Source organism: Lentibacillus halodurans (genome assembly GCF_900112045.1).
Taxonomy (GTDB): Bacteria; Bacillota; Bacilli; order Bacillales; family Amphibacillaceae; genus Lentibacillus; species Lentibacillus halodurans.
This window is the reverse complement of record NZ_FOJW01000019.1, coordinates 1-14571: the sequence shown is the minus strand read 5'-3', so window position 1 is coordinate 14571 and position 14571 is coordinate 1. Positions and strand designations below refer to the sequence as shown.

The 14571-nt window shown below is 40.7% G+C and carries 16 protein-coding genes, 1 pseudogene and 2 riboswitches; all 17 genes and pseudogenes read left to right on the top strand.

The window, feature by feature from the left end; translation table 11 throughout:
* The first annotated feature begins 155 nt into the window (after nucleotides 1–155).
* Nucleotides 156–1592, top strand: a complete 1437-nt coding sequence (locus BM195_RS16660; RefSeq protein WP_090241124.1) for an alkaline phosphatase PhoX — start codon at nucleotides 156–158, stop codon at nucleotides 1590–1592.
* A 92-nt stretch (nucleotides 1593–1684) separates the two neighbouring features.
* Entirely contained in the window at nucleotides 1685–2266 is a 582-nt protein-coding gene (locus BM195_RS16655) for a TasA family protein (protein WP_090241122.1), read from the top strand.
* Nucleotides 2267–2340: 74 nt separating this feature from the next.
* Nucleotides 2341–2910 carry a TasA family protein gene (locus BM195_RS16650; protein ID WP_090241120.1) on the top strand — a complete coding sequence of 190 codons (570 nt, stop codon included), beginning with the start codon at nucleotides 2341–2343 and terminating at the stop codon, nucleotides 2908–2910.
* The gene (locus BM195_RS16645; protein ID WP_090241118.1) at nucleotides 2900–3229 is read left to right on the top strand and encodes a SipW-dependent-type signal peptide-containing protein; all 330 of its coding nucleotides are present in this window, start codon (nucleotides 2900–2902) and stop codon (nucleotides 3227–3229) included. Before BM195_RS16650 ends, BM195_RS16645 begins: the two co-directional genes overlap by 11 nt.
* Before the next feature lie 139 nt (nucleotides 3230–3368).
* On the top strand, nucleotides 3369–3929 hold the full coding sequence (sipW, locus tag BM195_RS16640; RefSeq protein WP_090241116.1) for a signal peptidase I SipW: 561 nt from the start codon (nucleotides 3369–3371) through the stop codon (nucleotides 3927–3929).
* 469 nt (nucleotides 3930–4398) lie between these two features.
* Nucleotides 4399–5013: pseudogene (locus tag BM195_RS16635) on the top strand (TasA family protein).
* Nucleotides 5014–6108: 1095 nt separating this feature from the next.
* Nucleotides 6109–6414, top strand: coding sequence for a PadR family transcriptional regulator (locus BM195_RS16630; RefSeq protein ID WP_090241114.1), 306 nt, complete (start codon nucleotides 6109–6111; stop codon nucleotides 6412–6414).
* Between the two features lie 15 nt (nucleotides 6415–6429).
* The gene (gene chrA / locus BM195_RS16625) at nucleotides 6430–7626 is read left to right on the top strand and encodes a chromate efflux transporter (protein WP_090241112.1); all 1197 of its coding nucleotides are present in this window, start codon (nucleotides 6430–6432) and stop codon (nucleotides 7624–7626) included.
* Between the two features lie 155 nt (nucleotides 7627–7781).
* A complete protein-coding gene (locus BM195_RS18700; protein WP_244535791.1) occupies nucleotides 7782–8081 on the top strand; it encodes a Rossmann-fold NAD(P)-binding domain-containing protein in 300 nt (99 codons plus the stop codon).
* A 378-nt stretch (nucleotides 8082–8459) separates the two neighbouring features.
* A riboswitch (SAM riboswitch) is annotated at nucleotides 8460–8598 on the top strand.
* 60 nt (nucleotides 8599–8658) lie between these two features.
* Nucleotides 8659–8868 carry a hypothetical protein gene (locus BM195_RS16615; RefSeq protein ID WP_090241109.1) on the top strand — a complete coding sequence of 70 codons (210 nt, stop codon included), beginning with the start codon at nucleotides 8659–8661 and terminating at the stop codon, nucleotides 8866–8868.
* A gap of 63 nt (nucleotides 8869–8931) precedes the next feature.
* Entirely contained in the window at nucleotides 8932–10014 is a 1083-nt protein-coding gene (sfnG, locus tag BM195_RS16610; RefSeq protein WP_090241107.1) for a dimethylsulfone monooxygenase SfnG, read from the top strand.
* On the top strand, nucleotides 10011–10598 hold the full coding sequence (locus tag BM195_RS16605; RefSeq protein WP_090241105.1) for an NADPH-dependent FMN reductase: 588 nt from the start codon (nucleotides 10011–10013) through the stop codon (nucleotides 10596–10598). The genes sfnG and BM195_RS16605 overlap by 4 nt, the downstream gene beginning before the upstream one ends.
* A 469-nt stretch (nucleotides 10599–11067) precedes the next feature.
* A riboswitch (cyclic di-GMP riboswitch) is annotated at nucleotides 11068–11160 on the top strand.
* A gap of 187 nt (nucleotides 11161–11347) precedes the next feature.
* Nucleotides 11348–12118 carry an EAL domain-containing protein gene (locus BM195_RS16600; protein WP_170848289.1) on the top strand — a complete coding sequence of 257 codons (771 nt, stop codon included), beginning with the start codon at nucleotides 11348–11350 and terminating at the stop codon, nucleotides 12116–12118.
* A complete protein-coding gene (gene motA / locus BM195_RS16595; protein WP_090241100.1) occupies nucleotides 12111–12911 on the top strand; it encodes a flagellar motor stator protein MotA in 801 nt (266 codons plus the stop codon). Before BM195_RS16600 ends, motA begins: the two co-directional genes overlap by 8 nt.
* Nucleotides 12889–13671, top strand: coding sequence for a flagellar motor protein MotB (motB, locus tag BM195_RS16590; protein ID WP_090241096.1), 783 nt, complete (start codon nucleotides 12889–12891; stop codon nucleotides 13669–13671). Before motA ends, motB begins: the two co-directional genes overlap by 23 nt.
* 6 nt (nucleotides 13672–13677) lie before the next feature.
* Nucleotides 13678–14139, top strand: coding sequence for a chemotaxis protein CheX (locus BM195_RS16585; RefSeq protein WP_090241094.1), 462 nt, complete (start codon nucleotides 13678–13680; stop codon nucleotides 14137–14139).
* A 17-nt stretch (nucleotides 14140–14156) separates the two neighbouring features.
* A partial coding sequence (locus BM195_RS16580) for an Hpt domain-containing protein (RefSeq protein ID WP_170848281.1) occupies nucleotides 14157–14571 on the top strand: 415 nt, incomplete at its 3' end.

Here is a 14571-nt window from a genome sequence, read left to right as displayed (position 1 = left end):
ATTTTAACATGTCATCACTTAAATAATAATCTAAATTACCAGAATTAATATAAAATTAATACTATCTATATAGTAAGTTAATATTTCCTTGTTAATCTATTAACAGAAGACATCAAAAGAAGGGCACCCCTAATTAATACGAGGAGGTTTCTTCCATGAATGGTGAATCTAACATGGACAGACGGAAATTTTTAAAGGTAAGCGGCATGAGCACAGCAACGATTGCATTGGGAATGTCAGGCGTTTTATCCCTGACCGGAAATCGTACATTTGCAGCACCAAACAGATCAAAGGGATCGTTTGGCGGTTATGGTCCTCTAGTAAAAGATCCGGGTGGAGTTTTGGACCTACCAAGAGGTTTTCAATACCGTATTTTATCTGAAGAGGGAGGTGAGCTTTCAGACGGACGGCCAATACCGGCAATGCATGATGGAATGTGTGCATTTCAAGGGACGAATAATTCCACGATTTTAGTACGCAATCACGAATTATCGGAGGAATCGGACTATCCAGTGATTGGTAAAAATCCGTATCACAAGGATAATATTGGCGGAACGACCGCACTGGTTGTTGGCCCAGATCGTAAATTAAAAGATGAATACGTCACGTCTGCAGGTACGTATCGAAACTGTGCGGGAGGGGGAACACCATGGGGAACATGGATAACCTGTGAGGAGACACTTGTACAAGGGCATGGTTATGTGTTTGAAGTGGACCCAAACGATCCGGAAAATAATCTTTCAAAAACGCCTATTAGAGAAATGGGGCTGTTCTCTCATGAGGCGGTTGACGTAGACCCGGCGACAGGAATTGTATATATGACTGAAGATGCTGGACCAAGCTATTTTTACCGTTTTCTTCCAAATGACCGCAGTCAAACGATTGGTTCTTTACATAAGGGAGGAACCTTGCAGGCTGCTGCAATTGAAGAGCTTTCGCGAAATGAAGCGAGCAGTTATCACACCGGGCAGCGTTATGGAATCGTCTGGAAGGATGTGGATCCAGAAAAGCCGAGCCTTGAAGCTGGGCAGAAGGGATGCATCGAGTTTAGCAGATTAGAAGGCTGCCATTTTGTAGGTGGCGTCTTTTGGTTTTCCGATACCGATGCAGGGAGTAAAAATCTTGGCCGTATTTATCGTTACATTCCTTCAACCAATACGCTGGAACTTTTCTATGAGTCAACTTCTGCCAATAATTTAGAATCTCCAGACAACATTACAGTGACCCCGTGGGGAGATTTATGGATTGTGGAAGATGGCGGAGGATCTGACCGTATTATTGGATTAACACCAGAAGGAGAAACGTACGTTTTCGCTGAAAATGTACTCAATGATTCGGAACTGGCAGGTCCTACCTTTTCACCTGATGGGAAAACATTATTCGTGAATATTCAAACACCTGGTATCACTTTCGCAATTTGGGGTCCTTTCGCACGCAGAAACCCTGGTCGCGGCCGACAAATGGGACATGCAGCACCTCCGCAAGGGTATGCACCTAAAGTTTCGGACAACATGTCTGCTTTTGCTGCATTACAAGGAATGTCCGATTTGGAAGCAGCTGCATTCCAGCGTAATGGCATTCCCATCATATAAGGCAGAAAGTAAGAAGTGTTTAATTTGGAAAACGGGAAGCATTTTACGGCGTCTTTAAAAAATAAGAATGCAAGCCAAGGAGGTTTCTTGCAATGAGTATAAGGAAAAAATTGGGTACGGGGTTCGCTGCCGCAGCATTGGGAATCTCTTTAGTAAGTGGCGGAACTTTTGCGTATTTCAGTGATACAGAAGAATCGGAGAATACGTTTGCTGCAGGTACGCTGGATCTTTCGGTGGACCCGGAAGTGATTATTAACGTGGATAACCTTAGACCCGGCGATTGGGAATTTCGCACTTTCTATTTGGAAAATAATGGATCACTTGATATAACGGAAGTTCTATTAAATACAAGTTATGAAGTAGTCGATGCAGAAGGTGATAATACGGATGATTTCGGCAAGCACATTAGAGTAAATTTCCTTGAAAACTATGACAAGTCAGAAGGCGATCGATTTAATGATATCATTTATTCGACAACGCTATATGAATTACAGGACATGGCGCCAGATGCTGTAGCAAAAAATGTACTCGGTTTTGAAAATGAACAAAGTGGTTTAGAGGCTGGAACAAGTGACACGATGTATGTCCAATTCGAATTTGTGGATAACGAGGAAAATCAAAATCAGTTTCAGGGAGACGCATTAACTCTTAATTGGTCGTTTGAAGCCAGATAAACTTAGGAATCCTGACCACCGGGAAAATTATCTGTTGAAAAACATCCGGGTACATACGCCGAGGAGGGGCTGAAATGACCATAAGGCATGAACTTGTCATGAGCATCATCTTAGCTGCACTTGGATTAAGTTTAATCACCGGAGGGACAACTGCCTATTTTACGGATGTATTCTCTACTGATAATCAGATTACAACTGGCTCATTAGATTTAGGTGCAAATAAAGAAACGATTTTTCAAATTGAGGATTTAGTGCCTGGAGATACGCAGGAGTCGAGGTTTGAGCTTACCAATGATGGAAGTGTGGATATGAAGGAAATAATCCTGCATGCTTCCTATGAAGTCGTTGATAAAGGTGAACCAAACAACGGTGATAACTTAGGCAATTATATTTTGGTGGAGCTGCTGTTGAATCAGGACGAGGAAGAGACACGTATATTTGAAAAAACGCTTTCGGAATTGAACGATAATTCTATGCCAATCGTGGAATCATTTCCTGCGGGAGACATAGCCAAAAACTTCACAGTCCGGCTGACATTGGTGGACAATGGGGAAGATCAAAGCCATTTTCAGGAGGATCAGTTAGAACTCAATTGGGAATTTAAAGCTATTCAGCAAGATGGTGATGCTGAGAATGGGGAATAAGGATATTCAATCTCTGTTCAAAGATCAGTGCTGTGACATTAACCTGGATCAGGAAACAGAGGGAAGGGTGGGCGATCAATTTGAGAGACCGCCGCAGGGAAAAAACAAACCACGAAATGTCTTCATTTTACACTTTTTTAAAATGGTGATGTTCATGTATCTGCTTCTATTTTCAGCTGGATATGTAACAACAAATACTGCTGCATACTTAACGGACCATCAAGAGTCAAATGGAAGTGTGAGCATCGGCAAGTGGGAACAAGAAGATATAGGTGTCTCCTTGACAGGAGCTGAAGAAGATGAGCAGGCCGCTCCTTAACACTTAGGCAGATTGTCTTGATCTGCCGTTCTTGTGAAGTTTGAAAGCAAGGGGAGGCAATCTGTTCCTTAGAATACACGGGGAAAAAGGAAGGCAACTGTCGTAAAGGAAGTAAGCCATGGCAAGAAGGTGAAGCGAATTGAAAATAGTAAAGTGGACAAGACGAACGGTATCAGGCGTATTCATCATCTTACTGATAAGTGCAGCAATACTGGTTATTTCCGCAAAAGTGACAGGAGGCCAGCCGGAGATATTCGGCTACCAATTAAAATCTGTACTATCCGGATCCATGGAACCTAGTATCCAGACAGGTTCCATTATCGCTGTAAAATCGGTTGACGAAAAGGATCGATCAAACTTTCAATCGGGTGATGTGATTACGTTTATCGGTGAAGAAGATAAATTAATTACGCATCGTATCACAGACGTTATATCAACAGACGATAATGTAGTTTACACCACCAAAGGGGACAGCAATAATGCTCCCGATCCTGATCCGGTTTTAGCTGAAAATGTAATAGGGGTATATAATGGCTTTACGATTCCATATGTCGGTTATATTATAAATTTCGCACAGTCTCCGAATGGAAGTATCTTATTTATGATCATACCTGGTTTGCTGCTGCTTGGATACGCCGGATTTACCATATGGCGAACGTTAAAAAGATTGGATCATATTGAAAAAAAGAAGCCGATGTGAAGTGAATAGAGAAAACAGGTTTATTCCTCTTTCTTCCTGTGTGAGCCATAATTTATTGATAGGAAGGAGAGGAAGATCTGTTTCATTTTTTGTGAAACTGTTCTTTAGGGTGCTTGAGATCCATCCTAAAGAACGGTTTGCCAAATAATCCAGTAAAAAACCGATGTACTTCATAAACAGTAGCTACTTTCCCACTTGTGCTGATTTCCTCTTCTTCTTTTACCGCCCTTTACCAATTCGTTCGTAAAGTTTTTAAATCATACAGGATTTGCCGGTAGGCTTTTTGGTTCAATTATGATTGCTGCGATTATGTTTGTTATTTCAACATGTCATCATTCGCTAAAAATTATCAGAATTAATATAAAATTAATGCTATCTATATAGTAGATTAATACTTTCTTGTTAATCTATTAACAAAAGACATCAGAAGAGGACATGCTAAATCATATAGAGGGAGGTGAAAACAAAAATGGCCATAAGAAAGCAATTAGGTTTGGGTGCAGTAATGGCGGTATTAGGGTTAGGATTAATTAGTGGCGGTACGGTTGCATATTTTAGTGATACTTCAGAATGAAATAACACGTTTGCAGCCGGTACGTTAGACTTGAATTTGAATTCAACCGCCATCATCGATGTGGAAAATATAAAGCCTGGTGGCTCTTTTTACCGTGATTTTAAATTGGCGAACGATGGAACACTTGATATTAAGGAGGTACTTCTGGAAACAACTTACACGATAACAGATGACCAAGGTGACAATGGATCCGAAGATTTTGGGGAACACATCGAAGTCGAATTTTTATACAACGATCATAACATGGATGAGATTATTTATTGAACAACACTTGCTGAACTTCAAGACGTGACGCCTGAAGCGATTGATCAACATATAATGTATCTATGGTATGGTGAAAAAGGTTTGCCTTCAGGTTCAGTCCATGATTTTACTGTAAAATTCAATTTTGTTGACAATGGGGAAGATCAAAATATTTTTCAAGGCGATTCACTGCAATTGCTTGTTCCATTTCCGGTACGTAATCTTGTGAAAAAGAATGCATTTGTCTCCTTTCAAAATTCTTATTAATGATCCGAAAGCAGCGACAGTCTAATTCATATACGGCATTCAAATATTTCACCATCTAATCACCTCCTGATCAAAAGGTGTTGGTAATCTTCTAAACCAGATATATAACAACTGGAACAAGGCAGACACAGACCTTCATAATAAAGCGCATCATACCACCTCCGATTGGCAGAATTCATTGTTTAATTAGAGTATAACTTATAACTGTTAAGTGACTAATAAGCGTCTGTGAATTTTCTGTAAAGTATAACGAAATAAGTTTGCTAATACCTGCGACTTAGTGTCTTGCGGAAAATGGTATATGAAAGGATGTACAAGTAATCGCACACCCTTTCGTATCATTTATTCCTCTATTTTTCAGCAGTCAATCCTTTCATCGTTGATAACGAATGTGAAAGCGTGACAATTTATGTTGGTGCAGTCTTCCTTTCATTCTGATGTTAGTTGCGTGCGATCATTCGCTCCGGCAGCATACTGTGCTTTCCATGAGCACGGATTCAGCCGCCTCGGAAAGCCAAGACCTCTTTCCTGCGGGGTCTTCGGTTCGTGCAATTCCCATAGGCGTCTCCGTATGCTGCCGCCGCTCATGTTGGGGTTCTAATTGTTGAAAGAAAAGAATTCATGGAACGTTTGCTGTCACCTTATGCGAACACGATTCTAAGCTGCCGAAAAATGCGACACGCTTGGGGGAAGAGCGAGAGCTGAAGATCCACTTTACAAACTGGTTTTCTTGGCAACGTTAGCTGAGGCTGCCGTTCCCCTGGAAAGGGCATATTTTCCCGCAGCGATAATCATGCACTCACCAACAAAAGCATGGAAGCAAGTCAATCTAAGACCAAGTGACTTCTCCGTTTATCGATCATGTGTAACCAATTTTCAAACATACTTCAAAAGGTCAATCGAACTGTTCTAATCATAGTGAAATCATCGTTCGGATTTACCTTTGGCTCATATCCTTTTGTCCCTGTCTCATTAGGAAACCTATATATCTTATTGGGACTTGAAAGATACTTGCATTTAAATTAAATGGATTGTATTGTACAATTGGAATCGAATTTCGATATCGGTTTTCGTTATTGATGGGAGGAAGATTATTTGGATAACAAGGTGTTACGAAAATTATTCTTGGGATTCATTCAAATTCATATCTTACACCACGCAAAAGAAGAAGCCATTTACGGTTCATGGATGCTGGAAGAATTGCGTGAACACGGTTATGAAATAAGTGCAGGGACTTTATATCCGATTCTGCACAACATGGAAGTCGATCAATTATTGGTTAAAGAGGAGGTTAATGTGAATGGAAAGATAAGAAAATATTATCGTATCACAAGCTGGGGAGAATCAGTGCTTAACGAGGCGCGCTCCAAAGCCTATGAGTTATTTAAAGAAATCAAATAAGCGAGGGGGATTGGCGTGAAAAAACAAGTAAACCATAAAAACCGTTTACAGGTTCTTTTAGAGATTCTATTTGCTTCCACAAAATTAGGTTTGACATCATTTGGTGGTCCTGTTGCTCATTTAGCTTACTTTAAAGATGAATATATTGATCGAAAGAAATGGCTGGATGATAAAACCTATGCAGATATCATTGCACTCTGCCAGTTTCTCCCAGGTCCTGCCAGCAGCCAAGTTGGGATTTCAATAGGTATGCTGCGCGGGGGATTTTTAGGTGGCATCATATCGTGGATCGGATTTACCCTCCCATCAGTTATTGTTTTAGTTATATTCGCAATGCTTTATCAAACCTTTTCCTTGGAAGGTGCGGTGTTTATTCAAAGTCTGAAGGTTGTAGCAGTAGCAGTCGTGCTACATGCTCTAATAGGCTTGGGAAGAAAATTAACACCGGATAAAACACGTATCGCCATAGCGGTAGTGGCTGCATTCGTTATGTTGCTCTATCCTTTTGCATGGATGCAGATTCTTATTATCCTGGGAGCAGGGTTGCTGGGGCTAAATCTTTTTAAACATAAAGCTGAGTCCAATGTGAAATCTTTTTCAATAAATATTTCAAAAAAGGCAGGCATTTTTTCGTTAAGTATTCTAGTGATCTTTCTCATTGTTCTCCCAATTATAACGAGGGTTACGAATAATCCTTTCGTCAATCTATTTGATATCTTTTTCAGGGTCGGTTCATTGGTCTTTGGCGGAGGTCATGTTGTGCTGCCGATGATTGAGCGTGAAGTTGTCCCACAGGGCTTGTTGTCACCTGATGAATTCCTGGCTGGGTATGGAATGGCTCAGGCAGTGCCAGGTCCCTTGTTTACATTTTCAAGCTACCTTGGGACGGTAATGGAAGGGATAGGAGGAGCTGTCGTTGCAACCATCGGTATATTTTTGCCATCCTTTTTACTGATTGTGGCTGCTTTACCATTTTTAAATGCATTGCGAAAACGTGCTTCTTTCCAGGGAATACTCATGGGTGTCAATGCCAGCGTGGTCGGGATTTTATTAGCTGCATTTTATGACCCTGTTGTCAAAAGTTCTATTTTTGACGCTGCTGACTTTGCCTTGGGTATGATACTATTTGCCTTGCTGAATATCTGGAAAGTTCCCGCATGGCTGATCGTTATATCAGGTGTTGCGGGTGGATATATAATCAACTTGATTTGAATACGCTATATTGGGAATCAATAGGGACCGCTGGGGAGATAAGTTAAAGAGATAAACGAGGCGGAAAAAGGACAGTAAAAGGTTTGGTATTCTTCACTTTTCAGCTGAATCATGCATTACTGTCCGGCACCCGGCTTTACAATAAACAGTAGTTTTTGATCGTTTATGCTATTGTACCGTTTCTTCTGGTTGAACAAAAAAAGAGCCATCCAGCTAACTATTATGAAGATATCACGGGACGCAGCACGAAAGGAAACTCCACAAATAATTGGCCTGGAACAATTGATGATACAGTTTCTCAAATTGAAGCTTACGGTGGAAAAGGTATTGCAGTTCGCTGTGATCATACGAATGATTCAGAAACAGAAGCAGTCATCACTCAAATTCGTAAGGAACAGGAAAAACTGGAGATTCTTATTAATAATGTGCAGATGAGAAACATTGGCATAACTTAGAGGAATTAAAAAGAGCTGAAACCCCTTATTATGTTGGACGTGGCATAAAAGCGTTGGCAAGCGACCCAAACATCATGGAGAAAAGCGGACAGGTGTTAAAAGCTGGTGATTTAGCCAAGGAATATCACTTCACCGATATCGATGGCCGATTTATTCCGCCATTTTCAATATAGCTATTGGATGTCGTAACAAATAATGTCTTTATGGAGGTTTCCATGAAGTTATTGAACTTATTGGCGACCGCTTTTTATCAGCGTCATAAAATTGATTGTTTACACAGGACTTTGTGGCCATTAGTCAATATTAGAATAAAAAATAGTTGACGAATAATATGCTTGTCGTTAAAATATTCTATAAATAAATGAATAATACGAATACTTCTTATCAAGAGAGAGGGAGGGACTGACCCTATGAACTCTCGGCAACCAGCTTATTGCTCGACAGCACATTTTGTGGAATGGGAACGAAAGCCCGGTGCCAATTTCAGAGGATTGCTTTATGAATCCGAAGATGAGAAGGCGTCAGCAAAATGTGATATATGTTTTGTAAACCCTTCTCTTTTTTGGAGAAGGGTTTTATGACGTTTAAGGGGGGATGCGATGAGAAGAAGCGTCATGTATTAATAGCTCAGGTGAGGAAAAATGGAAGATTAATTAAAGTGGCACTGGAAATGTTTAAGGCAACGACGTATTTAGGTGAAACTTGCAGGTTGAAACACAATGACAACGTTTTGAAGTATACAAAATGGCAAAAAGTCGCAGCCACATTCAAACTAAAAGACTGTTAAGGTTCAAACCAACACTTGCATCACAGGGACATTTTACAATGGAAAGAAAAGGAGGTCATCAAAATGGGTAATTTGCAATTCGCTTATTGGGTGCCGAATGTCAGTGGAGGGCTCGTTGTTTCTAAGCTTTCGCAACAAACGGACTGGACGTTCGAGGCGAATAAACGGTATGCACAAATCGCGGAAGAAGCCGGTTTTGACTTTGCATTGTTGCAAACACGTTTTTTTGCAAGCTACGGTGCGGAATATCAGTTGGAAGCTGCAACACTCGCCTCTTCACTGGCCAGTGTTACGTCGAAAATTAAGCTGATTGCAGCGGTACATCCTGGTCTTTGGCACCCGGGTGTGTATGCGAAAATGCTGGCAACCCTTGATCATATCAGCAATGGCCGTGCAGCGGTCAACGTTGTCAGCGGCTGGTTTAAAGGGGAATTTACCGGCTATGGTGAACCATGGCTGGAGCATGATGAGCGATACCGGCGATCAGAGGAGTTCATCCGCGTGCTGCGGTCGATGTGGACGGAAGAGGAAGCGATATTCAGAGGAGATTTTTATCGGATTAACGGTGCCCCTTTAAAACCGAAGCCTGTACAGCATATCCCCATTTTTCAGGGGGGAAATTCAAAAGCGGCCCGGGAAATGGCGGCACGTGTGTCCGATTGGTATTTCATGAACGGAAATACGTTAGACGGCTTCAAAGAACAGATTGAAGGCGTTAGATCACTGGCTAAAGCTGAGGACCGAACAGTTAATTATGCTGCCAATGGGTTTGCGATTGTACGTGATACCGAAAATGAAGCCCTTCAAACACTGCGGGACATTGTCTCTAACGCCGACGTTGAAGCGGTAGAGGGCTTTAGGCAATCGGTAAAAGAGGCCGGTCAATCAACCAGAGATCATGACGGTATGTGGGCAAATTCCACTTTTGAAGATCTTGTTCAATACAACGATGGTTTTAAGACTGGATTAATCGGAACACCGGAGCAGGTAGCTGATCGTATCATTGAGTTGAAAAAACTTGGCGTTGGACTGATCTTAACAGGATTTTTCCATTATGAAACCGACTTGAAGGCATTTGGGGAAAAAGTGATCCCACTTGTGCGTGAAAAAGAGCAACGATTGAAAGAAAAAGGAGTGACAGTGTGAAACTGCTTGGATTGTCGGGTAGTATGACGCCCCGCTCAAAAACAACCATCGTAATAGACAAAGTGTTGGAGTTTGCCAAAGTTGAGAATCCGTCGATTGAGACAGAGATCATCAGTTTGCGTGATTATGACTTGCAATTTTGTGACGGACGAGATCCAACGTACTATGAAAACGATACAAAACAGGTTATTAAAAAAATTGAAGAAGCAGATGCGTTGATTATTGGTACTCCTGTATATCGCGGGTCCTATACTGGTGCCTTGAAAAATGTATTCGATTTGATCCCGAATGATGCATTGAAAGGGAAGGTTGTCGGCTTGATTGCAACCGGTGGAACATATCATCATTTTCTGGCGATTGAGCATCAGTTGAAGCCTTTGATCGGATTTTTCCGAGCACATATTGTACCGGGTTCGGTCTATGCACATAATCGTCATTTTTCTGAAAAAACATTAGTGGATCCGGAAGTCATGGAACGGCTTCGTTATCTGGGAGAAGATGTGGTCAAATTTCAAGCTCAAATCGGGGGAGACTATGTCGGAGCAGGCAGCCCATCGATTCCGAGAAGGGCATTGCATGAATGAAGAAGGTGCGGCAACACCCTCTTCGCAAAGCCATTTGCGGCGGTGGGGAGTTCGGTACTGGCACCCAACCGCACGTTTATTTTAGCATAGCCCGGTTTATTCGTCATCTGTCTGATAAGGTCGTACACGGTTATCATTTCAGCGCTAATACCTGATTTTAACTGATTTCGTGTACTGAATCGCGGATCATTCAAGATACATTTTCTGACCATTACATTTTGTATCATGACTGTGCAAAAAAGATTCCTATCAAGTTATTGAACCTGATGGGAATCTTTTTTTAGCGGCATTTCTTCGTATGCGTTATGGTAAATACTTTTATTTAATACATCATCCTGAATACGAAACGATGCAGTTCATTTCACTAAATATCAAAAATTTTTATGTTCAACAGTATAAAAGATTGTTATATTTTGTCGATATAATAATAAGATGAACAAAAAGACATAGTACAAAAAACCCATTAATTAGAAGAAAAAGGCAAACTATTCGAAAGGGTAGGACGCAAAGCCAAGGATCTAAAATGCCGGTTACAGGACATCATGACCGCCTGGCTGCCAAATCATCAATCTCATCTATATGTGATCCTTTGGCTATTCTATTAATTCCTGAATGGCTTTTTTTTTTGAAGGATTAAATCATCATGTTGATGAGGATGACAGAGACCATTTTTATTGGAACTTAGGAGAATGTTATAGATTGTGTTCATCATGAAGACAAATTAAAGAAAATACAGAATGAGGGATAATATGAATCATTTGCGTTTTGGTTTGGCGCCTGACGAAATTGACTTCTATCATGTTGTTCAACCGATTGTAAATTTAACCACAAATACCGTTCATGGGTATGAGGTGCTTATACGTTCAAAGCAGTTTCAAAATCCTGAACGGCTGTTCGAATACGCCAGGCAAAAAAATCAGCTGGCTAATGTAGACCTGGGTTCCATATTTGAAGCATTTCAGAAGATTATTAAAGATATATCTATGAATCATTTATATATATTTGTCAACGTGTTTCCCTCAACTTTAGCTGATTCAACTTTTTATGATCTTCTGCAACACCTGAAGTCTTATAGCCATATGGAAGCGTGTCATATTGTATTTGAAATAAATGAATATGAGAGGGCAACAAATTTTTCAACGATAAAAAAGGTTATTCAAGCGATCAGAAATGAAGGATTCCTAATTGCATTCGATGATATTGGGAAGGGGGAATTCATGTTAAGTTCCATATTGGAATTGAATCCTGATATAGCTAAAATGGATCGTTATTTTGCTGAAAATCTGGCTGCCTCGCCCAAAAAACAGAAGGCTCTTCAATCAATGCTGACCCTCTTTGACAATAATACTGAGGTTATCGTAGAAGGATTTGAGTCTGTGGCTGATCTGCAAACAGCGAGGGAATTGGGTGTTACGTATGGACAGGGGTATGTTTTAGGGAAGCCAAAACCGATAAAGGATTATATGTCGGGTGAATTTCCAGATCAATATATAAGGTTGTGGAGGTTACAAGATGGATAAAGCATCAATTATTGGGATACTTTTTGGGATTATTGCTGTTGGGGCTGGTATGGTATTAAAAGGGGTAAGCCCTATGGCGATTATCAACCCGGCAGCACTATTAATCATCTTTTTAGGCACTGCTGCCTCGGTGTTTATAGCTTTTCCAATGAGTACGCTTAAGAAAGTACCAGCATTATTGAAAATCATATTTACAAAGGATCAAAATAGCGATGCTACAGCATTCATGACAGATATCACAAACTGGGCTGAAACGACAAGAAAAGAAGGAATACTATGGTTGGAAGGGAAAATGGACCATGTGAATGATCCATTTTTGCGTTCTGGCTTGCAATTAGTTGTTGATGGTCAATCCCCTGACTTTATACGGGAAGTGATGCTGGAAAAGATTGATGCAATGGAGGAAAGGCATCAGAAAGGTATATCTATATTTACGCAAGCCGGTACATATGCGCCTACATTAGGTGTACTTGGAGCTGTGATTGGCTTAATTGCTGCACTTAGTGATTTGAATGATATTGAGGTTTTGGGTAAAGCGATATCTGCTGCTTTTGTGGCAACATTATTGGGGATTTTCTCCGGGTATATTTTATGGCATCCCTTTGCCAATAAGTTAAAAGAGAAGTCCGAAAATGAAGTTCGATTGAAGCAAATTATGATAGAAGGCATTTTGTCCATAACAAATGGCGAATCTCCTCAGATCATCAAAGATAAGTTAAGTTCTTACTTATCTTCGGAAGAGTTGGCAATATTGGGTCAGGAGGATGAAAATGCGACGGAAGAGACAGCGTAAAGGCAATCATATCAATGAATCGTGGCTGCTTCCATACTCGGATTTACTGACCCTTCTAGTTGCATTATTTATCGTTCTCTTTGCGATGAGCGAAATAGATGCTCAGAAATATGAAAGTCTGATACAAGTTTTTGATAGTGAGTTTAATGGAGGAAGCGGAATATTAGAGGGCAGCAACGGTACTCAGGATCAGGTTCCAGTTGAGGCAGATCATAGCAATGAAGATGATAATGAACATGATCAAGAACTTGATAAAATGAATGAATTACAAAAATTAAAGGGACTGCAGCAACAGATTAACGAATATATTGAGCAAAATGATTTATCGGAAGTGTTAGGCACAAAATTATCAAATGAGGGATTATTTGTCACGATATCCAATGATGTGTCTTTTGATACAGGCAGTGCTGAAGTGAAGAAAGAAGGCAGGAAGCTCGCCAGGGAAATTTCCAATTTTTTATATACTGATCCGCCTAATCAAATCGTCGTGAGCGGGCATACCGATAACCGCCCGATAGAAAATAGTGATTTTTCGTCTAATTGGGACTTAAGCGCCATGCGTGCGATTAATTTTATGCAATTATTACTTGAACACGAAAATCTGGAACCAGAGCAGTTCAGTGCTAAAGGATTTGGTGAACATCATCCGATTGTGCCTAACACAAATGAACAAAACATGGAAATAAATAGAAGAGTTGAAGTGCAAATAATGCCGAATCATGTTATTGAGACAGGAGAATCGAGTTCCGATGAGGAGTGAGAACAAATGCAAATTACAGCAAACGAGCGAAATAAAGCAGTCACCAACTTGCTTAATGGTACCTTGATATCGTTGAATACAGTTGTGCCAATTGAATATACAAGGACAAATCCACGGTTATTAGAACGTGATTTTGGTCTGAAGTTTGGCGTCCTGATTGGTATTACCGGGGATGTTAAAGGAAAACTGGTTTTATCAGGAAAGTCTGCAATTTTTAGCAAGGTTGGAGAAGCCATGTACGGGATGCCTCTTGAGGGTGATATGCTTATATCCTTTAGTGGTGAACTCGGTAATATGATTGCTGGGGGTTTATCAACGAATATCATCGAAAATGGGATTGATATTAATATTACTGCCCCAACGATGATACAGGGAGATTCAACATTATCGGGCTTTAAACAAGGCCTTAGTGTGACGGCTTCATTTGATCATTTAGGAGATTTGGATATTTTCCTGTTGCTTGATTAATAGATAGGGGGGTTGAAATGGATACCAGTGATTATCTTGATGTATTCCTTGACGAAAGTGATGAACACCTGCAGTCCATCAATCATCATTTATTAGAACTCGAACAGAATCCGGAGAATCCGGATATCGTCCATGACATTTTTCGTTCAGCCCATACATTGAAGGGCATGGCCGGAACAATGGCATTTCATGACATTGCCGCTTTAACCCATCAAATGGAAAATGTCTTCGATCAGATCAGAAATCAGGAATTGGACGTGACGGAAGATGTGATGGATGTCATGTTTCTGGCAGTGCAATCGTTGGAAGACATGGTTGAGGCGATCCGAGATGGTGGAGATGGCAGCATGGATGTCCGGGAACTTGTTTCACAGCTGAAACAGATTGAAACAGGAGATTTTCAGCCGCCGGAACCGGAAAGGCATGCTGGAC

Coding starts and splice junctions, on each gene's coding strand:
- BM195_RS16660 (WP_090241124.1), top strand. CDS start 156: ATGAATGGTGAATCTAACATGGACAGACGGAAATTTTTAAAGGTAAGC.
- BM195_RS16655 (WP_090241122.1), top strand. CDS start 1,685: ATGAGTATAAGGAAAAAATTGGGTACGGGGTTCGCTGCCGCAGCATTG.
- BM195_RS16650 (WP_090241120.1), top strand. CDS start 2,341: ATGACCATAAGGCATGAACTTGTCATGAGCATCATCTTAGCTGCACTT.
- BM195_RS16645 (WP_090241118.1), top strand. CDS start 2,900: ATGGGGAATAAGGATATTCAATCTCTGTTCAAAGATCAGTGCTGTGAC.
- BM195_RS16615 (WP_090241109.1), top strand. CDS start 8,659: ATGACGTTTAAGGGGGGATGCGATGAGAAGAAGCGTCATGTATTAATA.
- sfnG (WP_090241107.1), top strand. CDS start 8,932: ATGGGTAATTTGCAATTCGCTTATTGGGTGCCGAATGTCAGTGGAGGG.
- BM195_RS16600 (WP_170848289.1), top strand. CDS start 11,348: ATGAATCATTTGCGTTTTGGTTTGGCGCCTGACGAAATTGACTTCTAT.
- motA (WP_090241100.1), top strand. CDS start 12,111: ATGGATAAAGCATCAATTATTGGGATACTTTTTGGGATTATTGCTGTT.
- motB (WP_090241096.1), top strand. CDS start 12,889: ATGCGACGGAAGAGACAGCGTAAAGGCAATCATATCAATGAATCGTGG.
- BM195_RS16585 (WP_090241094.1), top strand. CDS start 13,678: ATGCAAATTACAGCAAACGAGCGAAATAAAGCAGTCACCAACTTGCTT.